We start from the raw sequence: 24,935 nt of genomic DNA, 5'->3' as shown, positions 1-24,935 counted from the left end.
AGGCGCGCCGGCTTCGTAAACAGTATATCCTGGTCTAATCAGCGGCACGCCTGGCCCGCTCGTGCGCCTTGGCGTGCACGGGTGAGGATTTCCGCGCACCCGGGCCCGGATGCACGTGGACCGCCTTCGCGCTCAGCGGCTCGCCGCATTCCGAGCAGACCATGACGGGATCGAACATCTTCTTGCAGGTCTTGTGTTCGTGCAGCATCGGCCGGCCGCGCGAATCGACCATGTGGACGTTGCCCCAGTGCACGATCGACATGATGATCGGATAAAGGTCGAGGCCCTTCTGCGTCAGGATGTATTCGTAGCGCTTCGGCGCTTCCTGATAGGGGATCTTGCGCAGCACGCCGAACCGCACCAGCTTCTTCAGCCGGTCGGCGAGCAGATGCCGCGTGATCCCGAGCGAGGCCTGGAAGTCATCGAACCTGCGGATGCGCAGGAAACATTCGCGCAGGACCAAGAGGCTCCAGCGGTCGCCGATGACAGCCACCGTGCGGGCCACCGAGCACGGCTCCTCCTCGAGGGCATCCCATTTCATCAGCATCTCCTGCGGTCAGCAACGATATCGCTTAGTAAAATTCTAAAACAGAACTAACGTCATTTCAATAGGATGCGTCACCTGGAGCCGTGACTTGGTCATTAGATGACAAATATCATATTGACAGTTCTAAAATAGAACTTAAGGTCCCGGCTCGATCAACGCGGCGGCTGAGGGCTGCTGGTACTCAAAGGGAAGGGCGTTCCATGGTTGCTCCGCTCAAGGTCGAATTCCACTTCGATTTCGGAAGCCCCAACGCCTATCTCGCCGAGCTCGCGCTGCCCTCAATCGAGAAGCGCACCGGCGTGAAGTTCGACTACGTTCCGGTGCTGCTCGGCGGCGTCTACAAGGCGACCGGCAACATGTCGCCCGGTGAATCGCTGCGCGGCATCAAGAACAAGCCCGAATACAATGCGCTCGAGACCGAGCGCTTCCTGCGCCGCCATAACATCACGAAGTTCACCACGAACCCGTTCTTCCCGGTGAACACACTGGCGCTGATGCGCGGCGCGGTGGCTGCACAGTTCGAGGGCGTGTTCGAGCCGTATTTCCGCGCGGCCTATCACCACATGTGGGTCGAGCCGAAGAAGATGGATGATTCGCAGGTGTTCCGCGAAGCCTTCCTGTCCTCGGGTCTCGACATCGATCGCCTCGTCGCTCGGGCCCAGCAGGACGATGTCAAGAAGAAGCTGATCGACAATACCAGCGACGCGGTCGCGCGCGGCTCGTTCGGATCGCCGACGTTCTTTGTCGGCCACGAGATCTTCTTCGGCAAGGACAAGGTGCGCGAGGTCGAGGAAGAGATCGTCGCGCAGCTGGCAGCAGGGCACCGCAAGACCGCCTGAGCGGGAAATTCCTCAACACAACAAGCCCAAAGGGCAGCGACAGGGAGGTTTCAGTGCAGGCGCTGACGCAAGTGACGGAAGGAAGTGTGGAAGGCTTGCCCAACCGCATCCATGAGGTGATCAATCACCACGTGGTGGCGACACCGGATCATCCGGCGCTGATCGACGACAAGATGCGGCTGACCTATCGCGAGCTCGATCAGGCGGTCGATCGCGTCGCCGGGGCCTTGCAGGCACTGGGAATCCGCGCCGGCGACCGCATGATGATCGTGAGCGAGAATTCCATTCCGCTGGCCTGCCTGCTGCTGGCGGCGAGCCGGCTCGATGTCTGGTCGATCGTCGTCAATCCGCGGCTGTCGCCGCGCGAACTGGACCAGATCAGGGATCACAGCGGCGCCCGCCGCGTGCTGCTGACCGCCGACGTGTCGCAGGAGGCGGCAACACACGCCGCGCGCTACGAGGCGGCGATACAAGATGTCGGCCCGCTCCGTGGCATCGCCGTCACAAGCTTGAACCTGGCAACCGTGCCCGAGCCGGTCGAAGCCGATGGTGCCAATCAGGTCGCGGTCCTGATCTATACGTCCGGTACTACGGGTGCGCCCAAGGGCGTGATGCTGACCCATCGCAATCTGCTGTTCAGCGCCCGCGCCACCGCGGCGTTCCGCAAGATGGCGGCCGACGACGTGCAGTATTGCGTGCTGCCAATCTCGCATATCGTCGGCATCTCGTTGCTGACGATGACCCTGATGGTCGGCGCCACCGTGCGGCTGGTCGCGAAATACGATCCGGCTGCGCTGGTCAAGGCGATGACTGAAGAGGGCATCACGATCCTGAACGGCGTGCCCGCGACCTATCAGCGTCTGCTCGAATACCGCCGCAATGCCGGCCTGCCGAGGCTCGATCGCGGCCGGTTACGGGTGATCTCGGTGGCCGGCGCGCCGCTCGACCTCGAACTCAAATCACGCGTCGAGCAGGAACTCGGCCTGCCGCTGCTCAACGGCTACGGCATCACCGAATGTTCGCCGGGCATTTCCGGCGTCCGGCCCGACAATCCGCGGGCCGATCACGCAGTCGGCACCGTGATGCCGGGCCTCGAAGCAAAGCTGGTCGGCCGCGACCTCAAGCCGGTTGCCCCAGGCGAAGTGGGCGAGCTGCATGTTCGCGGCCCCAACGTGATGCGCGGCTACTACCGCGCCCCCGATCTGACCGCCAAGGCGATCGATCCCGACGGCTGGTTCAACACCGGCGATCTGGCCCGTTTCGAGAATGACGCACTCTATATCGTCGGGCGGACCAAGGAGATGATCATCCGCTCCGGCTTCAACGTCTATCCGGCCGAGATCGAGGCGGTGCTGAGCACCCATGACGCCGTGGTGCAGTGCGCCGTGGTCGGCCGGGCGGTCGAGGGCAATGAGGAGGTCGTGGCCTTCGTGCAGCTGATCAAGGGTTCGACCGTCACCACGGCGGACCTGATGGCCCATGTTGCCCCGCAACTGACCTCGTACAAGCGCCCGTCTGAGATTATCCTGATGGATGCGCTGCCCGCCACATCGACGGGCAAGCTGCTGAAGCACAAGCTTGCGGAATCATTGCGTAGCTGAAACTGCCGCGTCGTCCGCAACATCATTCACTCAAGCAACACCGGAGACCACCATGCAGAAGAGAAACAGGACGGTTGCCGTCATTGGTGCCGGTGATTTCATCGGCGGCGAGATCGCCAAGAAGTTCGCCTCCGAGGGCTTCACGATCTTCGCCGGCCGCCGCGACGGCGACAAGCTCGCGCCGCTGGTCAAGGAGATCGAGGCCGCCGGCGGCGAGATCCATGCGCGCTCGCTCGATGCGCGCAAGGAGGAGGAGATCACCGCGTTCCTCAACGACGCCGACAAGCATGCGCCGCTCGAGGTCTGTATCTTCAACATCGGTGCCAACGTCAATTTCCCGATTCTGGAAACCACCGAACGGGTGTTCCGCAAGGTCTGGGAGATGGCCTGCTATTCCGGCTTCCTGGCCGGACGTGAAGCGGCGCGGCTGATGACGGCGCGCGGCGAAGGCAACATCTTCTTCACCGGCGCCACCGCGTCGCTGCGCGGCGGCAGCGGCTATGCCGCCTTTGCCAGCGCCAAGTTCGGCCTGCGCGCCGTGGCGCAAGCGATGGCGCGCGAGCTCGGGCCGAAGAACATCCATGTCGCGCATCTCATCATCGATTCCGGCGTCGACACCGAATGGGTGCGGCAGCGCCGCCTCGAGGCGCTCGGCCCGAACGCGCTCGACGATCCCGATCTCTTGATGCCGCCGGCATCGGTCGCGGGCGCCTATTGGCAGCTCTATCAGCAGCCGAAGAGCGCCTGGACCTTCGAGTTGGAAATCCGGCCCTTCGGCGAGAAGTGGTAGGGAGCCGGTCAGATGGAGCTCGCGCTATCCCCTGAAGATGCGGCGTTCCGCGATGAGGTTCGCGCCTTCATCAAGGACAACTACCCGGCGGAGATGCGCGTCGCCAATCCGGAGACCGATCTCTCCAAGGAGCAGATGCTGCTGTGGCATCGCATCCTGCACAAGAAGGGCTGGATCGCGCCGCTCTGGCCGAAGGAATATGGCGGGCCCGGCTGGTCGATCACCCGCCGCTTCATCTTCGAGCAGGAGACGACGCGCGCTGGCACGATGCCGCCGCTGGCGTTCAGCGTCACCATGGTCGGGCCCGTCATCTACACCTTCGGCAACGATGTGCAGAAGAAGAAATTCCTGCCGCGCATCTTGTCCGGCGAGGATTGGTGGTGCCAGGGCTATTCGGAGCCGGGCTCCGGCTCCGACCTCGCGACCGTCCGCACCAAGGCGGTGCGTGACGGCGACCACTACATCGTCAACGGCCACAAGACCTGGACCACGCTGGCGCAGCATGCCGACTGGATCTTCTGCCTGGTGCGCACCGATCCCACGGCCAAGCCGCAGTCCGGCATCTCGTTTCTCTTGATCGACATGAAGTCGCCCGGCGTCACCGTGCGCCCGATCATCACCATCGACGGCTCGCACGAGGTCAACGACGTCTTCCTGGAGAACGTCCGCGTCCCCGCCGAGAACCTGATCGGCGAGGAAAACAAGGGCTGGACCTACGCCAAATTCCTGCTCGGCAATGAGCGCACCAGCATGGCCGGCATCGGCCGCTCGACGCGCTACATCGCGCGGCTGAAGAAGATCGTGAAGGCGGAGATCCCCGAAGACGATCCGGCGCATCTGGAATTCATCCGGGACATCGCCCGCGTCGAGCTCGACGTGCTGGCGCTGGAGGCGACCGAACTCCGCGTCGTCGCCCAGATGGCGCGCGGCATCGACCCGGGACCGGCGGCCTCGCTGTTCAAGATCCGCGGCACCGAGATCTTCCAGAACATCACCGAACTCACCCATCGCGCCATCGGCAATTACGGACTCGCGATCCGCGAGCATCCGGTCAGCGCCAACCACTTCATGCCGGGCCCCGACTACGGCCACACCGCGTCGGAGAAATATCTGAACTCGCGCAAGCTCTCGATCTACGGCGGGTCGAACGAGATCCAGCGCAACATCATCGCCAAGGCGGTGCTTGGACTCTAGCCACAAGCAACGAGGATCGGATGGATATCCAGTTCACGGAAGAGCAGGAGTTGTTGCGGTCCAGCGTCCAGCGGCTGCTGCGCGACCAGTATGATTTCGACGCCCGCCGCAAGATCGTCGCGAGCGAAGAGGGGTTGGGCCGCAAGCAATGGGCTGAGTTCGCCGAGCTCGGCCTACTCGCCGCGCCGTTCTCGGAAGCGGTCGGAGGGCTCGGCGGCGGGCCGCTGTCGACCATGATCATCATGCAGGAGTTCGGCCGGCATCTCGTGGTCGAGCCGTTCGTCGAGACGGTCGTCGTTGCGGGTGGCTTGATCGAGCAGGCAGGTTCCGACGCGCAGAGGCAAGCGTTCATTGCCGACATCATCGCAGGCACGAAACTTTGGGCGCTGGCCTGGACCGAGAAGGGCTCGCGCTTCGATCTCGCCACCGTCACCACCACGGCGCGCCGCGACGGCAACGATTACGTGCTCACCGGGGAGAAGACGGCGGTGCTGGCCGCGCCGTGGGCGGATTATCTGATCGTCTCCGCGCGCACCTCGGGCCATCGTCACGATCGCGGCGGCGTCAGCCTGTTCGTCGTCGATCGCCGCGCCGCCAATCTCGACCTGCAAAGCTTCAGGACGATCGATGGCCGAAGGGCGGCCGAGATCAGCCTGCGCGGCGTGCGCGCGGAATTGCTGGGCAGCGAAGGCGGGGGCGTCGCCGCGCTGGAAGCCTGCCGTAACCGCGCGATCGGCGCGCTCTGCGCCGAGGCGGTCGGCGCGATCGGCGAACTGAACGCCTCGACGCTGGACTATTCCAAGACGCGAAAGCAGTTCGGCGTCACGATCGGCAGCTTCCAGGTGCTGCAGCACCGGATGGTCGACATGTTCATCGCGCATCAGGAGGCGTTGTCGCTGATGCAGCATCTGAGCCTCAGTCTCAGCGACGATGAGGCCGGCGTGTCTCGGCTCGCCTCCGGCGCCAAGTCGAAGATCGGATATGCCGGCAAGTTCGTCGCCGACCAGGCGGTGCAGCTGCATGGCGGCATGGGCATGACCGACGAGCTCAATGTCGGCCATTACTTCAAGCGGATTTCCTCCATCAACATCCAGTTCGGCGATCCCGCCTATCACGTGCTGCGTTATGCGCAGCTCGACGCGGTCGCCTAAGCCAGAGAGGCAAGCATGTCACAGGATGCAGTCATCGTTTCCACCGCGCGCACCGGCGTCGGCAAGGCCTATCGCGGCGCGCTGAACAACACCGACGGCCCGACTTTGGCCGGCCATGTGATGGCCGAAGCGGTGAAGCGTGCCGGCATCGCGCCCGGCGAGGTTGAGGACGTGGTGATGGGCTGCGCGATGCAGCAGGGTACCATGGTGATGAACGTCGCGCGCAAGGGTGCCATCCGCGCCGGGCTGCCGGTGACGGTCGCCGGCACCACCATCGATCGGCAATGCGCCTCCGGCCTGCAGGCGATCGCGGTCGCCGCCCGCTCTGTCATGCTCGACGGCGTCGAGATCGCGATCGGCGGTGGCATCGAGTCGATCAGCCTGGTGCAGAACGAGCACATGAACAGATTCCACGCCGTCGACGACGAGCTGATGGCGATGAAGCCCGAGATGTACATGTCGATGCTGGAGACGGCGGAAGTCGTCGCCGAGCGTTACGGGATCGGCCGCGACAAGCAGGACGAGTACAGCCTCGAATGCCAGCGCCGCGTCGGCGCCGCGTTGCAGGGCGGCCGCTTCAACGACGAGATCGTGCCGATCACGACCAAAATGGCCGTGGTCAACAAGGACACCAGGGAAGTCAGCTTTCAGCAGGTGACGCTGGCCAAGGATGAGGGCCCGCGGCCGGATACCACGGCGGACGGGCTCGCCAAGATCAAGCCGGTGTTCGAGGGCAAGACCATCAGCGCCGGCAATGCGAGCCAGCTCTCGGACGGCGCCTCGGCCTGCGTGATCATGAGCGACAAGGTTGCCGCGCAGAAGGGCCTGAAGCCGCTCGGCATCTTCCGCGGCTTCGTCGCCGCCGGCGTCGAGCCGGACGAGATGGGCGTCGGCCCGGTTGCCGCGATCCCGCGGCTCCTCAAGCGGCACAACCTCAAGATCGACGACATCGATCTCTGGGAGCTCAACGAGGCCTATGCGGTGCAGGTGATCTATTGCCGCGACAAGCTCGGCATCGATCCGGACAAGCTGAACGTCAATGGCGGCTCGATCGCGATCGGCCATCCCTACGGCATGACCGGGGCGCGGCTCACCGGTCACCTCTTGATCGAGGGCCGGCGGCGCAAGGCGAAATACGGCGTGGTGACCATGTGCATCGGCGGCGGCATGGGCGCGGCGGGCCTGTTCGAAATCGTCCACTGAGCGGAAACGCGGGAGAGACTTGTGAAGACAGCAATCACTGAACTGTTCGGCATCCAGCATCCGATCATCCAGGGCGGCATGCATTTTGTCGGCTTCGCCGAGATGGCGGCCGCGGTGTCCAACGCCGGCGGCCTCGGCATCATCACTGGCCTGACCCAGAAGACGCCGGAGCTGCTGGCGAAGGAGATCGCGCGCTGCCGCGACATGACCGACAAGCCGATCGGCGTGAACCTGACCTTCCTGCCGAGCTTCACCGCGCCGCCCTATCCCGAATACATCGCGGCGATCCGCGAGGGCGGAGTCAAGGCGGTGGAAACCGCGGGCCGCAGCCCGGAGCAGTACATGCCGGCGCTGAAGGCGGCCGGCATCAAGGTGATCCACAAATGCACCTCGGTGCGGCATTCGCTGAAGGCCGAGAAGATCGGCTGCGACGCGGTCAGCGTCGACGGCTTCGAGTGCGGTGGCCATCCCGGCGAGGACGACATCCCGAACATGATCCTGCTGCCGCGCGCGGCGGACGAATTGAAGATCCCGTTCGTCGCCTCGGGCGGCATGGCGGACGCGCGCAGCCTTGTCGCGGCGCTGTCGATGGGCGCTGCCGGGATGAACATGGGCACGCGCTTCATCGCGACGAAGGAAGCGCCGGTTCATCCCAATGTGAAGCAGGCGCTGCTCGACGCCGACGAGCTCGACACCCGCCTCGTGATGCGCGCGCTACGCAACACCGAGCGGGTGCTGAAGAACAAGGGCGTCGATGAGCTGCTCGAGATCGAGCGCGAGAAGGGCGCCAGGCTGAAGATCGAGGATATCCACGAGCAAGTCGCCGGCGTCTATCCGAAGGTGATGATCGACGGCGAGATGGATGCCGGCGCCTGGAGCTGCGGCATGGTGGTCGGCCTGATCAATGACATCCCGACCGTCAAGGAGCTGATCGACCGCATCATGGCCGAAGCCGAAGCGATCATCCGGCAGCGGCTGACCGGCTTCCTCGACGGCAAGTTCGAAACCACGGCGGCCCGCGCGGTCGCCTGACGGGAGAGTGCCATGACCGAGCATGTCAAGGTTGAGATCGCCGCCGGCGTCATGACGCTGACCTTGCAGCGACCCGAGAAGAAGAACGCGCTGACCGGCGCCATGTATGACGCCATGTCGCAGGCGCTGAAGCAGGCCGAGACCGATCCGGCCGTCCGCGTCATCCTGTTCCAGGGCGACGGCGACAGCTTCACCGCGGGCAACGACCTCGCCGACTTCGCGAGCCAGGCACGCGGCGAAAGCGCAGTTGATAGCCCCGCGCATCGCTTCATCGAGACCATCAGCAAGGTCGGCAAGCCGCTGGTCGCCGCCGTGCAGGGCAATGCGGTCGGCGTCGGCACCACCATGCTGCTGCATTGCGATCTGGTCTATCTTGCCGAGAATGCGCGGCTGATCACGCCGTTCGTCAACCTCGCTCTGGTTCCGGAAGCGGCGTCGAGCTGGCTGCTCCCCTTGAGGATCGGACACGCGCGGGCCTATGCGATGTTCGCGCTCGGCGAGCCGATGGATGCGCAGGGTGCGCTGGCATCTGGTCTCGCCAACGCCGTGGTGCCGCAGGCCGATCTGCGCAAGAGGGCGCATGACGCGGCTGTCGCACTGACCAGGCGGCCGGCGGGGTCGCTCAGCATGACCAAGAAGCTGATGCGCGAGCAGCAGAAGATCGCGGCGCAGATCGCCGAGGAAGGCGTGCTGTTCAAGGAGCGGCTGACGACGCCCGAGGCGCGCGAAGCCTTTGCCGCCTTCGCCGAACGGCGTCAGCCTGATTTCACTAAGCTGTCGGCCTGACCGACAGCGGAACTTACGGACACATCGAGGGAGTGAAAGCATGCGCGTCACCGGCAGCCATCAATACCCGACCATGGAATCCGTGATCTACGGCAAGCCGGCGGCCGAAGCGCTGCGCGAGGAGGCCGAGCGGCTGGATGCCAGGCGCGTCTATCTGATCGCCAGCCGGACGTTGAACACCACGACCGACGAGATCGGGAAAATCCGTCAAGCCCTCGGCGACCGCCACGCCGCGACCTTCGACGGCGTGCCGCAGCACACGACGCGGGACGTGGTGACGCAGATCGCGCGGCAAGCCGGCGAGGCCAAGGCGGACCTCGTCGTCGCGATCGGCGGCGGCTCGGTGGTCGATGCGGCGAAGATCGTGCTGATGTGCATGGAGCACGAGATCTTCGAGCCTGATGGCCTCGACGGCTTCGAGACCACGCCGGACCGCCGCTTCGGGCCGTTCCGCACGCCGAAAGTGCGCATGATCGCGATCCCCAGCACGCTCTCCGGCGGCGAATACAATTCCGGCGCGCTGGTCACCGATACCAGCCGCAAGCTGAAGCAGATCTTCAACCACCCGATGATGATGCCGCGCAGCATCATCCTCGATCCCGCGATCACGAAATATACACCGGAGAAGCTCTGGCTCGGTTCCGGGACGCGGGCGATGGATCACGGCATCGAGGCGATCTGCTCCAGCCGCCCCAACGTGCTGGTCGATGCGGTGTGCCAGCAGGGGCTGCGCTATCTGCACGACGGTCTGCTGCGCACCAAGGCCCACCCCGACGACGCGGCGGCGCGGCTGAGCTGCCAGCTCGGCTCCTGGCTGTCGGCGTTCGGATTGCAGTCGCGGGTGCCGATGGGCGCCAGTCATGCCATCGGCCATGTGCTCGGCGGCACCTGCGATGTGCCGCATTATTTCTGCACGGCGGTGATGATGCCGAGCGTGCTGCGCTACAACCGCCCGGCGACGGAGGCAGCCCAGCAATCGATCGCCGCCGCGCTCGGCGCGCCGGGGCGCGACGCCGGCGAGGCGTTTGCGGCGTTCATCGCGGAGCTCGGCCTGCCGCGCCGGCTTGCCGATGTCGGCGTCGGCGAGGATCGGTTTGAGCTGATCGGCCGGAACGCCATGCTGTCGATCTTCACGCGGGCCAACCCGCAGCCGATCCGCGAGCCCGCCGACGTCGTCAAGATCCTGAAGCTGGCCGCCTGAGGCATCAGCACCGGAGCAGCCGCCATGGCCGCCTTGCGCATCTTCTCCTATCTGCCGAACCCACGGGTCTGGAAGGCGACCATCGCGGCGCGGTTCTGCGGCGTCGACGTCGAGGTCAGGGGCGCGTCCGGCAAGGAGTTGCGGGACTGGTTGTGGGACTATGATGCCCGCCCGCTGGCGGAGCATGAGCGCGCCTCGCTGTCGTCGCTGGCACGGACCGGGCGGGTCGGACTGACCGGGGCGCAACTGTTCAAGACCGATGCGTTCATGGCGGCGCAGCCGTTCGGTAATGTGCCGGCCGCGTTCGGCGCCGACGGCAAGGTCGGAATCTTCGAATCGAACAGCATCATGCGCACGGTGGCGCGGCTCGGCGAGGCGAAGTTCCCGCTCTACGGGCGCGACGCCTTTGAGGCGTCGCGGATCGACAGTTTTCTCGATGTAAGCCTGGTGTTCGCGCGGGACTCGCAAATCTATCTGCTGGCGCTCTCGGGCGGCACCGTCGATGCGGCCATTCATGCGCGAGCCAAGGATGCGTTCGCGATCTATGCGTCCGGCATCGAGCAGGCGCTGTCGCCGCGGCGGGAGGCGCTGGTCGGGAACGGTATCTCGATTGCCGACATCTGCTTTGCCGCCGAACTCGCGCTGTTCATGAATGAACATGCGCGGACCGAGCAGCTGAAAAAGCAAGGATTGGCGAAAATCCTGCATTCGGGCGTGCAGGATGAGTATCCGCTGATGTTCGCGCACTTTGGCCGCCTGATCGCGCATGAGCATGTCGGGCCGGACCTCAAGCCTTACGTCGAGAAGCTGCTGTCGAAGGCGGCCGCCTGACCATGAAGGCCATGAGCCGCAACGCGGAGGGTTGATCGCATGACCGCACCTGTCTCTCTGATATCCGGCGTTGGGCCCGGCACCGGTTCGGCGCTCGCCAGGAGATTCACTGAGGGCGGCTATCGCGTCGCGCTTCTCGCCAGGAACGAGGCGCGCCTCGCCGCGCTCGAAAAGCAGCTGCCGGGCGCAAAGGCCTATCGGTGCGACGTGTCCGATCCCGCGCAGGTCGAGGCGGTGGCCTCCGCCGTGGAGCGCGATCTCGGCAATCCCGCCGTGGTCATTCATAACGCCGTCGGCGGGGCGTTCGGCACCTTCCGCGAGATCGATCCAGAGATTCTCAATCGCAACTTCCAGGTCAACACGATGGGATTGCTGTACCTGGCACGGCGATTTGCCCCGGCGATGATCGCTGCCGGCAAGGGCGCCATCGTCGCGACCGGCAATACGTCGGCGTTGCGCGGCAAGGCCGGCTTCGCGGGGTTCGCGCCGACCAAGGCGGCACAGCGGATTCTCGCCGAGGCGATGGCCCGCGATCTGGGGCCGCAAGGTGTTCACGTCGCCTATCTCGTGATCGATGCCGTGATCGATCTGGAGTGGACGCGCAAGCGCTGGCCGGATCGGCCGGACGACTTCTTCATCAAGCCGAAAGCGATCGCCGACGAGGTCTGGCACGTCGCCCATCAGGATCGCAGCGCGTGGTCGTTCAATGTCGAGATCAGGCCGTTCGGCGAAGCCTGGTAGCGCCGCGCGCCGATCGCAAGAGTTGGTCAATTCATAAAAGCTCAGGAGGAATTTCATGTTGTTGAAGACGCTTGCCGTGTCCGTTGCGATGCTCGCGGCGCTTGCCGCGGCTCCAGTCCGCGCCGAAACGCCGGGGGTATCGGAATCAGAGATCAAGGTCGGGGCGACGTTCCCGTTCAGCGGCCCGGCGTCTCCGCTCAGCAACACCGGCAAGGGCCTGATCGCCTACGTCCATTCCGTCAATGACCGCGGCGGCATCAACGGCCGCAAGATCAACCTCATCACCTATGACGATGCCTATACGCCGCCCAAGGCCGTGGAGCAGACCCGCAAGCTGATCGAGAGCGACGAGGTGGCGTTCCTGTTCAGCCCGCTCGGCACGCCCGGCATCGGCGCGACCATCAAATACGTCACCGCGAAGAAGGTGCCGCATCTGTTCGTCGTCAGCGGCGCGACCAAGTTTACGAATTTCGCGGAATTTCCGCTGACCACCACGGGACTGCCGAGCTACAACACCGAAGGCAAGATCTACGCAAAATACATTACGCAGACGGCGCCCGATGCGAAGATCGCGATCCTCTACCAGAACGACGATCTCGGCCGCGATTTCGTCGCCGCGTTCAAGGAGGTGTTGAAGGCCGATTTCGACAAGAAGGTGGTGACGTCTCCCTATGAGGTCACCGAGCCGACCATCGAATCCCGCGTGGTGACGTTGAAGGCGTCGGGTGCGCAGGCGTTCCTGATCGCCGGCACACCGAAATTCGTGGCCCAGGCGATCAAGAAGGCGAACGAGATCGGCTGGTCGCCGCTGACCATCGTCAACTATGTGTCGAGCTCGGTCTCCGCGACCATCGTGCCGGCGGGCGCGGACAAGGCGGTCGGCGTTGTCGTGGCGACCATCACCAAGGATCCGAACGACAAGAAGTGGGCCGACGATCCCGGCATGAAGTGGTATCGCGCCCATTTCGAGAAATATCTCCCAGGCGCCGATATCGGCGACAACAACTATCTGTTCGGCACCCAGCAGGGCCAGATCCTGGAGCAGGTGCTGAAGCAGTGCGGTGACGACCTGTCGCGCGAGAACATCGTGAAGCAGGCGCGCAACATCAGAGGGCTCGTGCTGCCGACGCTGATGCCGGGCATCGCCATCAACACAGGCCCCGACAACAGCATGGCCTATACGCAGCTTCAGCTGCAACGCTGGACCGGAAGCTCATGGGAGCAGTTCGGCGGCGTGCTGAGTGCCGACCTGAACTGAACCGGGTCGACCGAGGCTAGTGGAGCCGTCGCGCGATCGGCTTCGCCAGCGTGCCTTGCCACTCCCGCTGGGCTGGTCGGTCGCTTGACCGCAGGCTGTTCAGCAAGGCGGTGGTCTTCGGCTGGACCCGCGAGCCGTCGATCACCTCGAGCCGGCCGCAGCGGTTGAGCGTGTGCAGCTTGCGTCCGGTCCACAGCGGCCCGGGTTTGAGCAGATGGCGCACGGCCTGCCGGTAGGTCGTCGGCGACAGTTCGAGCACTTCCGCAAGTCCGAGCGCCGCGCCGTATCCGTTGGTGCAGTCCTGCACCGGCCGCCACAGCTTGCCGTTGATGGTCACGAAATTGCCGGCGGGTCGGGTCGTCGCGCGATCCATCAGGATCGGATTGCTTGCATGCGGCCGCCAGGGGCCGAACAATTGCTCGGCGTAATAGATCGCCAGCGTGTCGGAATATCCGCCGGTGCCGTCGCGCCAGGCTCCGAACATGTAGTAGAGGCCGTCATGCTGCGTGATGGTCGCGTCGGCGAGTTCGAGCCCGGACAGCAGCGTGCCCTGCCGTTCCCACTTGTCGGGAAAGCGAACGCATTTGTAGATTGGGACATCGCGATGCGCGGTGCTTTCCGGGATCATCCACAGCTCGCCATTGTTCTCGATCAGGAACGGGTAGGACAGGTGCCACGGCTCTTCGAGCACCGGCAGCACCGTGCCGACCGGACCGTTGCCGTCGAATTCGATCGCGGAGATGATGCCCTTGCCGGTTCGGTGGTCGAGGTCCTCGAAGAACACGAACGTCCTGCCCTGCCATTTCACCGGGACGGGATCGGCATAGAAGTGATTGCCGGGATCGCCGAGCACGTTCCAGGCAGGTCCCGACAGGTCACCGGTCCGCCAGATATCCGCGTCGTCGGCGTAGCGCCAGCCGACATGCCAATGCGGCGCGTAGCAGCAAAGACGATAGATCTCCTTCGCGATCGAGGTCGCGACGCCGCGCAGGACAAAGGGCGCGGGATTTCCCGGCGCGCTGCCGGTCGCCGGCACAGCGAGTTGCGGCACCAGCCGCGGAGCCGCCGACAGGATCGGCGGCAGCATGGACAGGGTGCGCGCCATCACCGTTTCGAGCCCGCCGCTCAGGCCGGTGGCGATTTCCGCCGAGGGATGGCCGCGGTCCATGACCGTGCCGTCGAGCTCGTTGACGATTTCAATCACCGGCAGGTCGCCGGCGAGAATGGCGGCCAGTGCGGCGGCTTCGCCCGCCTGTCCGTTGAAGTGTGGACGGAGGTAGAGCCTGGCGGAGCAGTTCGGGTCCCGCTCGGCAGTGGTGAAGTCGACCACCACATCGGGGTTGCCCATGCGCGGCCGTTCCGCAATCGTCTTCAGCCTGTCGACATCACCCGCCTTGCCCTTGCGCAGCACGATGCGTTCGAGCTCGAACAGCATGTCGAGGCCGGCGGGCCTCGGCCCCGGCGTCGTCGTCCAGGCGATCTGAACGGGAATATCCTGATCGCTGACGCGCAGCGTCTCGCGACGCATCCAGAGTCGCGCCTGCGCGCGATCGCAGCGAAACTCGATAATCATGTCAAGTCGGATCGTAGCCATGTCGTTCTGTGAGCCAAGGAGTTGAGTGTTATAGTTGTCTTCCTAAGACCGCTTGGCCTCCCGACTTCCCACGGCACTTTGCCGCAGCTGATCGCTCAACAAACGATCGGTCAGGACTTTCGACACGGCGGCCGAAAACTCCGCCTCGTTAGCCGCGTCAACGAAGACCGCCGCGGGCTGTCCCTGGTAGGACAGCACCTCGCGTAGCACGGGAAGATCGTTGACGATGCAGGGAATGCCGGCGCTCGCGGCTTCAACAGCGGCAAGGCCGAAGGTTTCGGCCTGCGTCGGAAATACAAAGACGTCGAGGCACGCCAGGAATTCGGCCATCTGGCGCGGTGGGATCTCGCCGATGAAGTGCAGTCGATCCGCGACTTTCAGCTCGCTCGCCAGGGCTCGCAGCCGTTCCTCATCCGCGCCTTGTCCGGCGAGGGCAAGATGCCAGGATTGGTCGGCGGCCAGCAGGCGAATTGCCGCATCGAGCCGCTTGTGCGGATGCAGCCTTGCCGCGCAGCCAAGCAGCGTGCGATCCGGCGGCAGCCTGAACTGCTGCCGCGCGATGTTCTTCGGCAGGCTGTGCGACTTGTCGTCGAAGCCGTGCGGGACGTGCGTCATGCGCGCGCGATAGGTCGCGGGGTAGCGGGCGTATTCACGCTCCATGTCGCGCGAGTTCAGCGTGATGCACTGGAAGAAGCCGGTCGAGCCCATGAAGATGTCGGCGGCGCGCACCGGCATGCTCATCGACATCGCCGAGGACACCTGATTGGCGATCACCGGAGCGCGGCAGACGAGCCGCGACACGCCTCCGCCGATCACATTGCCGAAGTGCTGGAAGGTCAGCACGACATCGGGCCTGATGGTCCTGAGATGACCGGCGAGCGTCCACAGCATCCGCAGCAGGGCCAGGGGATTTCCCGGGCGGGTCTGCGCGCAATAGAAAGTATTGGGCGGCTCGTCGAAGGAATCCGATTTGCGGAAGAAGAACAGGTTGGCGACGTCATAGCCGCGCGCGGAGAGGCCCGCGCCGAGCAGCCGCGATATCTCCTGCGCGCCGGCGTTCTCGGCCTGGGTCTGTACCAGGACGACACGCAGCTTTGGCTTGCTCTCGTTCGGTCGATCGCGTGATGCGGTCGATGCCTCGCGCAATTCTGTGCTTGGCCTGTAATGAAGCACGGCTTCCTCACCCGTCGAAGGAGTGAAATCGTCTCCCTCGCTATTGCGCGCGTACTTATCACGCGAAGCGCGCTCGTAGATCGAGTAGCGCGTGTTGAGGTTACTGCTCATTTAGTGCGATCAGACATTGCCAGCAATCGAGAGCCATTGTTTCACACATAGGGTACAGCTGGCTCGTTAACTAATTGGTTACGTCCGCATGAGGAGGGGGTAACCGTGGATTAACCATAGATATTTACGTTGGAGCAGTACTGTCAGTTGAATTCGAGTAACCGCCCCATGAAGTTCGGTAGCCGCGTAGGCCCGAGACGTTCCGAAGCCACGGAACCCGCCGCGTCGTGGGAAGCTGCCGGCGTGCCGACCAGCCGATCCTCTGCGGAAACCACCCAGGGCGTGCTTAGCATTCCCGGCGTGGTGGCTTTTTTCCGCGAGAACGGTCAACGCATTCTGATGCTCGCCGCGGTGATCTTCGCGGTCGGCGTCATTCTGCTGATGTTGATTCCGGCGCGCTATGCCGCGACCGCGCTCGTCGTGGTCGACCCGCGCGAGCAGCGCGTCACCACGGACCAGGACGTCCTGCCGGGCATCGGTCAAGATGCCGCAGCACTGCAGAGCTATGTCGAGATCGCCAAATCCGACGGATTTCTCGGGCCGCTGATCGAGCAACTCAAGGTCGCCGAAGACAGCGACATCTCCGGCGGCAGAACCGACCCGACGCGCCTGCTCGACCGGTTTCGCAACCGGCTCGACATCTCCCGGCGCGGATTGACCTATGTCATCGCCATCAAGTTCACGTCCAACAACCCGCAGCGCGCGGCGTATTACGCCAATGCGGTGGCTGAGGCGTTCGTCGCCAGCCAGCGCGGCACGCGCAGCGTGGCGACCGACGAAGCCGCCGACTGGCTGAAGAGCCGGCTCAAGACGTTGAACGACCGCTTGCGGTCTTCGGAAGATGCCGTTGCGAAGTTCAAGCTCGAGCACCGGATCGTCAACGCCGGCAAGGAATCGACGACGCAGCAATTGCGCGTCACCGATCTGACCCAGCAGGTCGCCGCCGCGCGCGCCCGCACCGAGGAGGCCAAGGTCCGCTATGAGCAGCTGCAGCGCGACCTGAAGGCCAATGTCGACGGGCCCGTCAAGCAGGACCTGCTGAGCGCGCTGCGCGCCCAGCGCTCGGCGCTCAACGATCAAATCGCACAGAAGCGCGGGGTGCTGGGCGATCGTCATCCGGACCTCGTGATGGCCCTCAGCCAGCTCAGCGATCTCAACCGCCAGATCGAGATCGAGCGGAAGAAGAACATCGAGACCGCGAAGTCGGAATATGAGGCGCAGCGCGATCAGCAGAAGGCGCTCGAGGATCAGCAGAAGGCGGTCGAACAGCAAATCCTGGTCGATGGTCAGGCTCTCGTCAAGCTGCAGGAATTGCAACGCGATGCAGATGCCAACAAGAATATCTACGAGCAGTTCCTCTCGCGCTACAAGACCACCGACGAGCAACGGCTGCTGCAGAGCTCGCAGACCAAGGTCGCATCGCCCGCGACGCCGCCGGTGCGCTCGACGCTGCCGCCGCTTCCGCTGTTGCTGGTCGCGCTCGCGATCGTCTCGCTGCTGACGTCGACGGCGATCGTCGCCGTTCCCGGTCTGAATCTGAAGCAGCTCCCGATCAAGGCCATTCCGCCGCTGCGTCGGGCCGAGGCGCCTGCACTTGCGCCGGACGCGCCGCAGTCTGCGCTGCCGCCGGGATTGCCGGTGCTGGCCCGCATTCCCAGTATCGCGTCGCCCGACGCCGTCAGGAGCGTCTGGCAGACCCCGATCTCGTCGACGGCCGAGCCTGATCTCAGTCCGCATCTTCAGCTGCTGATCGAGAACATCGAGCAGCTTCCGGGAGACCATGGCAAGGTGGCGCTGCTGCTGTCGGTCGAGGCCGGTGCGGGCGGCAGTACCGTTGCACGGTCGCTGAACCGATCCGCGGTCAAGAACGGAATGCTCAGCGTCCTGATCGAGATGGAATCCAGGCGCGCCGAGGCCGCGCCGCCGCAAGGATCGGGGATCATCAAGGCCGATCTGCCGTCCGTCGTCGAGTTGCTGGGCGCCAGCAGCAAGGCGCCGCCCTATCCGCCGGACGATATTCGCGCCGATTTCGGCCTGATCATCGCCGACGCATCGTCGCTTGCGCTGCAGCCGGCCGCGGTGGCGCTGGCTGCCCATGCCGACCTCGTGATCCTCGTGGTTCGCGAAGGGGCCGCCAACTCGGCCGCGATCGGCAAGGCGCGGGCCGATCTATCCGGGTATGGTTTGGTCCCGACCGTGCTGGTCGTCAATCGCGTGGCGGTCAATGCCGCCGTTCGCGATCCTGAGGGAGAGGCGCTGGGCCTGGCGAGCTGAAGGCGGTTCAGCTGACGTCTAGTCGTTGCTGTCCGCAACGCGGACCGCGTAGGCGTCACCTTTCGACGGCCACAGATGCGACAGCACCAGAATGGATGGGTCGACGCTGGTCCGCAGCCGGCACAGCACGTTGAGCGCGATGGTGGCGACGACCAGCGAAACCGTCGCCGAGATCGCGGCGCCGAGCACGCCGAGCCACGGGATCAGCACGACAAATCCCAGCAGCCGTAGCGCCACATTGGCCGCGACGACGGGAACATAATCACGCTCATGGCCTGTCAGCTGCAGAACAGCGGCAGAGGGTCCGCCTGCCGCCTGGAAGGCCGTTCCGATCGCGAGTACGATCAGCACCCACTGCTGCGCCGCGAAGTGCGGCCCGAACAGGCCGAGCAGATAGGGGGCGCCCACCCAGACAATGACGAGCCCGCTGAGCACGCAGAGCGCGGTCACCTCGGCCATCAGCTTCAACGTATGTTCGAGCTCGCCGTGGTTCTTGCTGAAATACAGCGAGGGCAGCCGACGCGCCCCGAACGTGTAGAGCGCAGCCGACAGCATCGCGAAGATGTTCGCCAGCCGCGAGGCGGCGAAATAGACGCCGGCGGTGGCCGGATCCAGCATCCAGTAGACCAGGATGACGTCGAAATACTGGTTTGCCGCTTCGAGAATGGAGGCGAGCCAGAACCGGAATGCGCTCTTGTTCCAGCGCGAGGCCTCGAAGCGCGCCGTGACCGACCGCAGGTTCGGCAGCGCCCGCATGATCGATACGATCTGCACGACGAGCCCGAGCGCCATCGCGGCCGACATCGCGCTGAACAGCTCGGCGGGGGTGAGCTGCCGGTGGCCGAACAGCACCGCGATCAGGAACAGGACGACGGCGACGCGCCAGAAGAACTCCCGATTGCCTTCGCCCATCAGGATGCTGACCAGCGATCGCGCGATCTGGCTGCCGAGCATCAGCCCTGCATTGATCGCGGTGAACGCCGAGACCGACAGGATCAACAGCCACCACTCGCCGCGAATGCTTGCCACCGCGGAGATCGCGGCGATCGAAATCAGCATCCCGATCGCGGAGTTCTTCAGGCTCGACAGCAGCACACCCTTGGTGAACTCGGCCTGGCCGCGCACCTCATACTCATTGAGAAATCGAACCAGGAGCAGCTCCTGGCCGACCAGGCCCACGACCGAGGCGATCTGGGCGACGGAGAGCAGGGTTGCGAAGTTTCCAAACGCGTCCGGCGTCATCGCCCGCGCGGCGAGCGAGAACAACGCGAATGCGAGCCCGCCGCTACCAACCTTGAGCAGGATGGTCCCGGCAACGCCGCGCGTAACGTCGCGCCGTAACAGTTGGAGCACGGAGGCAATCACCAGAGACGTCTCAATATCCAGTCGGGCTGTTGACCGCAGCAATCGGTGAAGCCTGGAGTGTTAATGTTCTCTTGCTAAGATTCCGTTCCTTTCGAACGGCTGCCGGGCCCAACGCAGTTGTGAACAGGGCCAGGTCGCGTTGCTCCATTCTGGAACGGCGCCGTCTGCCCTGTCTCCAAACGGCGCAGGTTGGATTTGCCTCCAGCGTCCAGTCCAGTGGTGCGGACCTTACCGGAAGAGACCGCGCTTGCGCGTCAACGCCATTTGTCGCTGCACGATGGCCTGGCAATTGCCTCGCCATCCCGCTGCGGAGCCTGCAAAGATTCAGTTTCATGGCCGACCGTCGTGCAAGCCATGTGCCGAGAGACCGCAGATCGTGGTCCGGACGTTGTCATTAACCTCGATTCTGGAACTCGCCGTGTTCGATCGGCAAGGCGGCACCGCAGGCAAGGAAATTGCAGTCCTGCGGCCAACCAGAGCTTTTCCCGTTCCGATGGAATCGGAACGGGGCTCTAGATTCTTGTTTTGACGCGTTTTCTTCACGCGAACCGGTATCCACTTCGCTCGAAAACGCTCTAGCCGTCGGAGCGGACGAACATGATTGCCGAGAAAAGTGCGACCAAGCCAATCGTGGCCTGCGAGACCGAGGTCATCGAAGCGGACGTCGCAATTGTCGGAGCCGGTCTGGCAGGCTCGCTCGCAAGGGCTGTGCTCGCCCGAGCCGGATACCGCGTCGTCCTGATCGACAAGCGATCGATCCCGCCGGACGAATTCCGGGTTGAAAAAATCGCCGGACGGCAGATCGATATCCTGCGCCGCCTCGGCTTCATCGACGACGTCGAGGCCATTGCCGCGCCCTATGACCGGGTGCTCAACATCAGGAGCGGCAAGCTGGTCGATATCGGCGTCGGCCGGTCCTACGGGATTTCCTATGCCAACCTAGTCAACATGGCACGCGGCCTGACGCCCGATGCGTCGAGCTTGCTGCTCGACCAGGTGACCAATGTCAGCTGCAGCGAGGAACGTCAGCAGTTGACGTTGGCCTCCGGAAAGCGCGTCGTCTCGCGTCTGGTCGTTCTGGCGACCGGCATGGCGAACGTGCTCGGCCACAGTCTCGGAATGCGCCGGCAGATGCTTGCTGCGCGCCACTCTGTCTCGTTCGGCTTCACGATTGCACGGCCGGACAACGCGCCATTCGATTTCGATGCGCTGACCTGCTATGGCGAGCAGGCGGCTGACGGCGTCGACTATCTCAGCCTGTTTCCGATGTCGGGCGGCATGCGGGCGAACCTGTTCATGTTCCGCGATCCGACCGATCCGATCATGCGTGAGCTGCGCCGCGACACCAGACGAACGCTGCTTCGCCTGATGCCGGGATTGCAGCCCTATCTCGGCGATTTCGAGGTGGTCGGCCAGGTGCAGAACTGGGTCATGGATCTGACCGTGACCGAGGGCCATCTGCAGCCCGGCGTCGTGTTGATCGGCGATGCGTTTCAGACCAATTGTCCCGCAGCCGGAACCGGCGTTGGCCGACTGCTGGTGGACGTCGAACGTCTTTGCACGGACTATGTGCCGCGCTGGCTGAAGACCGCCGGTATGGGCACGGACAAGATTGCGCAGTTCTATTCCGATCAGGACAAGCTCGCCGCGGATCAGCACTCGCTGCACCTGGCGGGCTTCCGCCAGGCCTTGACGTTGAACACCGGTGTGCGCTGGAACTTGCGGCGGAAGCTGCACTTCCTGCGCCGCACGATCACACACCGGGTGGACCGGATTCATCCGGGATGGGTGATGCGCGTCCGCGGCGCGCTCCGCTGATCGGGTTGCCAGCGCCGGGCGGCGCTAGCGCGTGCCGGTCGAGGTGCGGACCGGCCTGAAATCGGTCACACGCTTGGCGGCCTGCTTGATCCAGGGCGCCTGCTTCAAGGCAAACAGCGCGAGCGAGCCGGCCGCGCTCCCGGCCTGCGTCACGGCCGACATCGGCGTCGGCTGACCGCCGAAGTACGTCTTGTAGGGTTCGTCACCGATGGTGAAGTCCAGCACCCGACCGCCGCGCTCGATGCAATCCTTGGCGACGCTCTCGAATGTCAGCGCGCCGATCGATTGGCTCTTGTACCCCTCGACATCGAACGCCGTCATGACGACAAGGAGGCTGTCACGGTGAACCAGCCCAAGGGCTGCCGCGATGACTTTGCCGTCCATCTTCATGGCGTAGAGCCGGGTAAACGAGCCCATGCCGCGAAGCGCCACGCTCGAGTAGAAATCGAAATACTCCGGTCGCTGCAACAGGTCGCCATCACCCTGTTCGTGAAACCGCGGACCGCGAAACTTTCTCATCGTCTCCATGGCTTCGCCGACGGAAGCGCTATCGGCGCAGCATGAGAAGGTGAGCGTGCCCTTCTTGTGGATCTGGCGCCATTTCTTTGCCAGCTCCTTCTGGTACGACTTTCCCATTGCGTTGATCTGCCACTGCTCGAACGGCGCAACCAGGACCGTCGCGTAGGCATTGGTATCCATCAGGCTGCGATGGGGCGCTCCGAGCAGATTCTCGATCGGCATCCTCGCATCGAGCAGCTTGGGTATGCGCAGCAGGTCGAACGGCCGCAGCACCTGTCGAAGCCTTTCGCAGGCACGCTGGTCTTGCAGCAGGTCGGTGAAGGTCGCGATGCTGCACACCGGCGACAAATAGTCGGACACGCGGAGATCGGCGAATTCGATGGTGCGCATCGGGCCGCGCCGCACGCGCAGCATCGGCAGCACGGCCGCAAGCGACCTGTTCGCACGATGGCGGACGGCGACGACCAGCGGCTTGGCCGACGCAGCGGGAGCGAGCTTGCGATAAAGGCTGTCCAGCCATAGCGGATGCTGGAAGGCGGTCGCGTCCGAGCCTTCAAATAACTTCACGTACTCTTCAGACAGGAAGTCGAATGCGTCGTCGATGCAGACATCGAACGCGTCATCATTCTTGTTCATGTGAGACCAAACAAAACGACAGTTTCAAAGCGCCGATTGAATCCGGCACGCCGCCCTTATAGCAAAGGTCGATCGGCTCGGGCAGCGGCAGAACACGATTTGTATTAATGTAATGCCTCGACCTTTGCACATTGTTGCCGGGGCGAGCCATTGCCTTCATCGCATCGACTGCGATCGGCTGTCATCTCAGTTGGCCGCGTCCGGGGATCAGCATCGTTAACAATCCCTTAAGGATGCGTTCAATCGCGCCGTGGTGAGATATCGCACCCGGTCTGGACCGGATATTGCAGTTAAGGGCTCGCAAGTCCTGGAGTCCCGCCGAAATGCTGAGTCACAGCCAAAAAACCCGCGCTTCCTACGCAATTTCGTTCCCGCAGGCCGACCGCAAGCCGCCTCGGCGTCTCAATTCGGACATCGCTGCTCCGCCTGTCCGGATTTGCGACACGTCGCGGGCCGAGCAGATGTCCCCGGCGTCGGCGCAGATCGGATCATTGCCACACGGTGCGCCGGAGCGGCGTATCAATCCTGTCGGCAGGGCTGCGACTGCCGGTGTTCCCCGGGCGACCATCGGTGGACTGCGGCTCGCCGTGCTCGATCGCGAGCAGACCGCCGAGTTCATGGTCGAGGCGGTGCATCCGAACCGGCGTGTCAATCGTCCGCTGTATCTGACCTCCGCCAACGGCGAGGTGCTGTCGCGCTGCTCGACCGAGCCGATGACGGATCGGCTGTTCCGTACCGCCGACCTGATCAACGCCGACGGGCAACCGCTGGTCATGGTGTCCAAGCTTCGGTCGCCGAATCCGCTTCCCGAGCGCGTCGCGACCACGGACCTGTTTCACGACGTCGCGCGCAAGGCGGAAGAACTCGGGCTGACTTTCTATCTGTTCGGCGCCAACGAGGCCGAGAACAAGGCTGCCATCGCCAATGTCCGCCGGGCCTATCCGGCGCTCAAGATCGTCGGCCATTCGCACGGCTATCTGCGCGGCGACGCGCTGCGGGCCAAGGTCGACGAGATCAACGCCCTGGCGCCGGATTTTCTCTGGGTCGCGCTCGGCGTGCCCTATGAGCAGGCTTTCGTCGACGAATTCATGCCTCGACTCGGCAATGTCGGCGTCATCAAGACCTCGGGCGGGCTGTTCAACTTCCTGTCCGGCTCGCGGCCGCGTGCGCCGAGATGGATGCAGATCGTCGGCCTCGAATGGGCCTGGCGCCTGTGGCTCGAGCCGCGGCGGCTGTTCTGGCGTTACCTGACGACCAACCCGCACGCGCTCTATCTGCTGTTCAACCGGACCCGATCTTCGTCAACGAAAGACTGACGCCTCTCACGAGTGCAATGTGCTGCTCCGATCCACCGGAGCAGCAAGCTCATTCTATGAGCGGAGTACAACCGAATGGACGGACGTGCGATCGACAGTTCGGTCTGGCAGGCACCCGGCGTCGGGGCGGAAAATTTCGCCAGGACCGTCATCGGTTGGTCGATCACCATCAATGTGATCATGTCGATGGGGACCTTCCACGCCGCGCTGCTTCCGACCGAGTTGACTCTGGTACAGCAAGCCGTCGCCCTGTTGATGTGGGGCGTCCTGATTTACGCAAGCCTGTTCATCCGTCCCTGTCTGCGGCTGGCCCTCAATCTCGACGCGCTCGTGATCGTCGCGTTCTATGCGTTCGCCACTGTTTCCGTGCTGTGGACCAACCTCGGCGTGGCGGCCCTGATGAAGGCCGCGGCGCTCGCAATCACGACGCTTGGCGCGTTCTGCATGATCACTCGCGTCGATATCGACGACATCGTGACATCGGCCACCCGCGGCCTATTGGTGCTGATCGCGGCCTCTGCGCTCTGTGCGGTGATCCTGCCGGACATCGGAATCGATCAGACCTGGATGCACAAGGGGCAGTGGCAGGGGGTCTTCGAGTCGAAGCAAACCCTCGGCTTCGCCGGGGCCTATCTCATGTTCTTCGCCTGCTATCGAAAGATAGCGGGACAAGGATGGCTACCGTTCCTCGTGACGTTCGTGCTGGCCTCCACCTGCGTCATGCTCTCGGAGTCGCGCGGCGCCGGCGCCCTGTCGCTGGTTGCCTGCGCGCTGCTGCTCACCTCCCTGTGGTCGGTCCGGTGCATGCAGGTCTACGCGATCCTGCCATGTGTCATGTGCGTCGCGGCAGCGCTATTGATCCTGTATTTCTACACGACCGGATAAGTCGGATCGTAGCCATGTCGTTCTGTGAGCCAAGGAGTTGAGTGTTATAGTTGTCTTCCTAAGACCGCTT

General features: G+C 64.1%; 20 protein-coding genes and 1 pseudogene. 16 read left to right on the top strand and 5 right to left on the bottom strand.

What is annotated here, in order from left to right:
* Window positions 1-34: 34 nt before the first annotated feature.
* The gene (locus Q2M23_RS39135; RefSeq protein WP_316398899.1) at window positions 35-541 is read right to left on the bottom strand and encodes a helix-turn-helix domain-containing protein; all 507 of its coding nucleotides are present in this window, start codon (window positions 539-541) and stop codon (window positions 35-37) included.
* A gap of 206 nt (window positions 542-747) precedes the next feature.
* On the opposite strand from Q2M23_RS39135, the gene Q2M23_RS39130 reads away from it, so the two are divergent.
* From Q2M23_RS39130 to Q2M23_RS39075, 12 genes are read left to right on the top strand one after another with little or no spacing between them, the layout of a single operon-like run.
* Window positions 748-1,386: a 2-hydroxychromene-2-carboxylate isomerase gene (locus tag Q2M23_RS39130; protein WP_316398898.1), complete on the top strand. Its 639-nt coding sequence runs from the start codon at window positions 748-750 to the stop codon at window positions 1,384-1,386.
* A gap of 53 nt (window positions 1,387-1,439) precedes the next feature.
* Complete coding sequence (locus tag Q2M23_RS39125; protein ID WP_316398897.1) at window positions 1,440-2,987, top strand: class I adenylate-forming enzyme family protein; 1,548 nt, start codon at window positions 1,440-1,442, stop codon at window positions 2,985-2,987.
* 52 nt (window positions 2,988-3,039) lie between these two features.
* Window positions 3,040-3,777 carry an SDR family oxidoreductase gene (locus Q2M23_RS39120; RefSeq protein ID WP_316398896.1) on the top strand — a complete coding sequence of 246 codons (738 nt, stop codon included), beginning with the start codon at window positions 3,040-3,042 and terminating at the stop codon, window positions 3,775-3,777.
* Window positions 3,778-3,789: 12 nt separating this feature from the next.
* Window positions 3,790-4,971, top strand: a complete 1,182-nt coding sequence (locus Q2M23_RS39115; RefSeq protein WP_253625624.1) for an acyl-CoA dehydrogenase family protein — start codon at window positions 3,790-3,792, stop codon at window positions 4,969-4,971.
* A gap of 20 nt (window positions 4,972-4,991) precedes the next feature.
* Complete coding sequence (locus Q2M23_RS39110; protein ID WP_316398895.1) at window positions 4,992-6,122, top strand: acyl-CoA dehydrogenase family protein; 1,131 nt, start codon at window positions 4,992-4,994, stop codon at window positions 6,120-6,122.
* Between the two features lie 15 nt (window positions 6,123-6,137).
* Window positions 6,138-7,325 carry an acetyl-CoA C-acyltransferase gene (locus Q2M23_RS39105; RefSeq protein ID WP_168855810.1) on the top strand — a complete coding sequence of 396 codons (1,188 nt, stop codon included), beginning with the start codon at window positions 6,138-6,140 and terminating at the stop codon, window positions 7,323-7,325.
* A 21-nt stretch (window positions 7,326-7,346) separates the two neighbouring features.
* The gene (locus Q2M23_RS39100) at window positions 7,347-8,357 is read left to right on the top strand and encodes a nitronate monooxygenase family protein (RefSeq protein ID WP_316398894.1); all 1,011 of its coding nucleotides are present in this window, start codon (window positions 7,347-7,349) and stop codon (window positions 8,355-8,357) included.
* Window positions 8,358-8,369: 12 nt separating this feature from the next.
* Complete coding sequence (locus tag Q2M23_RS39095) at window positions 8,370-9,143, top strand: enoyl-CoA hydratase-related protein (protein ID WP_057019204.1); 774 nt, start codon at window positions 8,370-8,372, stop codon at window positions 9,141-9,143.
* 40 nt (window positions 9,144-9,183) lie between these two features.
* Window positions 9,184-10,344: an iron-containing alcohol dehydrogenase gene (locus Q2M23_RS39090; RefSeq protein ID WP_253625628.1), complete on the top strand. Its 1,161-nt coding sequence runs from the start codon at window positions 9,184-9,186 to the stop codon at window positions 10,342-10,344.
* A 24-nt stretch (window positions 10,345-10,368) separates the two neighbouring features.
* A complete protein-coding gene (locus Q2M23_RS39085) occupies window positions 10,369-11,175 on the top strand; it encodes a glutathione S-transferase (RefSeq protein WP_168855807.1) in 807 nt (268 codons plus the stop codon).
* A 39-nt stretch (window positions 11,176-11,214) separates the two neighbouring features.
* The gene (locus Q2M23_RS39080) at window positions 11,215-11,916 is read left to right on the top strand and encodes an SDR family NAD(P)-dependent oxidoreductase (protein WP_057019207.1); all 702 of its coding nucleotides are present in this window, start codon (window positions 11,215-11,217) and stop codon (window positions 11,914-11,916) included.
* Window positions 11,917-11,971: 55 nt separating this feature from the next.
* Complete coding sequence (locus Q2M23_RS39075; RefSeq protein ID WP_076830579.1) at window positions 11,972-13,174, top strand: ABC transporter substrate-binding protein; 1,203 nt, start codon at window positions 11,972-11,974, stop codon at window positions 13,172-13,174.
* Window positions 13,175-13,190: 16 nt separating this feature from the next.
* Here the strand turns inward: Q2M23_RS39075 and Q2M23_RS39070 are convergent, their stop codons facing one another.
* Complete coding sequence (locus Q2M23_RS39070; RefSeq protein WP_316398893.1) at window positions 13,191-14,747, bottom strand: hypothetical protein; 1,557 nt, start codon at window positions 14,745-14,747, stop codon at window positions 13,191-13,193.
* Window positions 14,748-14,810: 63 nt separating this feature from the next.
* Window positions 14,811-15,941 (bottom strand): glycosyltransferase family 4 protein, encoded by a 1,131-nt coding sequence (locus Q2M23_RS39065; RefSeq protein WP_410469821.1) that lies wholly within the window; start codon window positions 15,939-15,941, stop codon window positions 14,811-14,813.
* Window positions 15,942-16,220: 279 nt separating this feature from the next.
* Between Q2M23_RS39065 and Q2M23_RS39060 the strand changes: the two genes are divergently transcribed.
* A complete protein-coding gene (locus Q2M23_RS39060; protein WP_410469819.1) occupies window positions 16,221-18,326 on the top strand; it encodes a GumC family protein in 2,106 nt (701 codons plus the stop codon).
* 18 nt (window positions 18,327-18,344) lie between these two features.
* Here Q2M23_RS39060 and Q2M23_RS39055 read toward each other — a convergent pair whose 3' ends face one another.
* Window positions 18,345-19,670, bottom strand: a complete 1,326-nt coding sequence (locus Q2M23_RS39055; protein ID WP_410469820.1) for a lipopolysaccharide biosynthesis protein — start codon at window positions 19,668-19,670, stop codon at window positions 18,345-18,347.
* A gap of 618 nt (window positions 19,671-20,288) precedes the next feature.
* Between Q2M23_RS39055 and Q2M23_RS39050 the strand changes: the two genes are divergently transcribed.
* Entirely contained in the window at window positions 20,289-21,509 is a 1,221-nt protein-coding gene (locus Q2M23_RS39050; protein WP_316398890.1) for an NAD(P)/FAD-dependent oxidoreductase, read from the top strand.
* 24 nt (window positions 21,510-21,533) lie between these two features.
* On the opposite strand, the gene Q2M23_RS39045 is transcribed toward Q2M23_RS39050, so the two are convergent.
* Entirely contained in the window at window positions 21,534-22,664 is a 1,131-nt protein-coding gene (locus Q2M23_RS39045) for a GNAT family N-acetyltransferase (RefSeq protein ID WP_316398889.1), read from the bottom strand.
* A gap of 461 nt (window positions 22,665-23,125) precedes the next feature.
* Between Q2M23_RS39045 and Q2M23_RS39040 the strand changes: the two genes are divergently transcribed.
* Both Q2M23_RS39040 and Q2M23_RS39035 read left to right on the top strand, forming a co-directional pair.
* The gene (locus Q2M23_RS39040) at window positions 23,126-23,980 is read left to right on the top strand and encodes a WecB/TagA/CpsF family glycosyltransferase (RefSeq protein ID WP_316398888.1); all 855 of its coding nucleotides are present in this window, start codon (window positions 23,126-23,128) and stop codon (window positions 23,978-23,980) included.
* A 75-nt stretch (window positions 23,981-24,055) separates the two neighbouring features.
* Window positions 24,056-24,862 (top strand): annotated as a pseudogene (locus Q2M23_RS39035) (O-antigen ligase family protein); the annotation flags it as partial.
* Between the last annotated feature and the right edge of the window lie 73 nt (window positions 24,863-24,935).

This window comes from Bradyrhizobium sp. 33ap4 (assembly GCF_032654765.1).
GTDB classification, from domain to species: domain Bacteria; phylum Pseudomonadota; class Alphaproteobacteria; order Rhizobiales; family Xanthobacteraceae; genus Bradyrhizobium; species Bradyrhizobium australafricanum.
This window is presented reverse-complemented; position numbering and strand designations above follow the sequence as displayed.

Coding starts and splice junctions, on each gene's coding strand:
- Q2M23_RS39135 (WP_316398899.1), bottom strand. CDS start 541: ATGAAATGGGATGCCCTCGAGGAGGAGCCGTGCTCGGTGGCCCGCACG.
- Q2M23_RS39130 (WP_316398898.1), top strand. CDS start 748: ATGGTTGCTCCGCTCAAGGTCGAATTCCACTTCGATTTCGGAAGCCCC.
- Q2M23_RS39120 (WP_316398896.1), top strand. CDS start 3,040: ATGCAGAAGAGAAACAGGACGGTTGCCGTCATTGGTGCCGGTGATTTC.
- Q2M23_RS39115 (WP_253625624.1), top strand. CDS start 3,790: ATGGAGCTCGCGCTATCCCCTGAAGATGCGGCGTTCCGCGATGAGGTT.
- Q2M23_RS39110 (WP_316398895.1), top strand. CDS start 4,992: ATGGATATCCAGTTCACGGAAGAGCAGGAGTTGTTGCGGTCCAGCGTC.
- Q2M23_RS39105 (WP_168855810.1), top strand. CDS start 6,138: ATGTCACAGGATGCAGTCATCGTTTCCACCGCGCGCACCGGCGTCGGC.
- Q2M23_RS39095 (WP_057019204.1), top strand. CDS start 8,370: ATGACCGAGCATGTCAAGGTTGAGATCGCCGCCGGCGTCATGACGCTG.
- Q2M23_RS39090 (WP_253625628.1), top strand. CDS start 9,184: ATGCGCGTCACCGGCAGCCATCAATACCCGACCATGGAATCCGTGATC.
- Q2M23_RS39085 (WP_168855807.1), top strand. CDS start 10,369: ATGGCCGCCTTGCGCATCTTCTCCTATCTGCCGAACCCACGGGTCTGG.
- Q2M23_RS39080 (WP_057019207.1), top strand. CDS start 11,215: ATGACCGCACCTGTCTCTCTGATATCCGGCGTTGGGCCCGGCACCGGT.
- Q2M23_RS39075 (WP_076830579.1), top strand. CDS start 11,972: ATGTTGTTGAAGACGCTTGCCGTGTCCGTTGCGATGCTCGCGGCGCTT.
- Q2M23_RS39070 (WP_316398893.1), bottom strand. CDS start 14,747: ATGATTATCGAGTTTCGCTGCGATCGCGCGCAGGCGCGACTCTGGATG.
- Q2M23_RS39060 (WP_410469819.1), top strand. CDS start 16,221: ATGAAGTTCGGTAGCCGCGTAGGCCCGAGACGTTCCGAAGCCACGGAA.
- Q2M23_RS39050 (WP_316398890.1), top strand. CDS start 20,289: ATGATTGCCGAGAAAAGTGCGACCAAGCCAATCGTGGCCTGCGAGACC.
- Q2M23_RS39045 (WP_316398889.1), bottom strand. CDS start 22,664: ATGAACAAGAATGATGACGCGTTCGATGTCTGCATCGACGACGCATTC.
- Q2M23_RS39040 (WP_316398888.1), top strand. CDS start 23,126: ATGTCCCCGGCGTCGGCGCAGATCGGATCATTGCCACACGGTGCGCCG.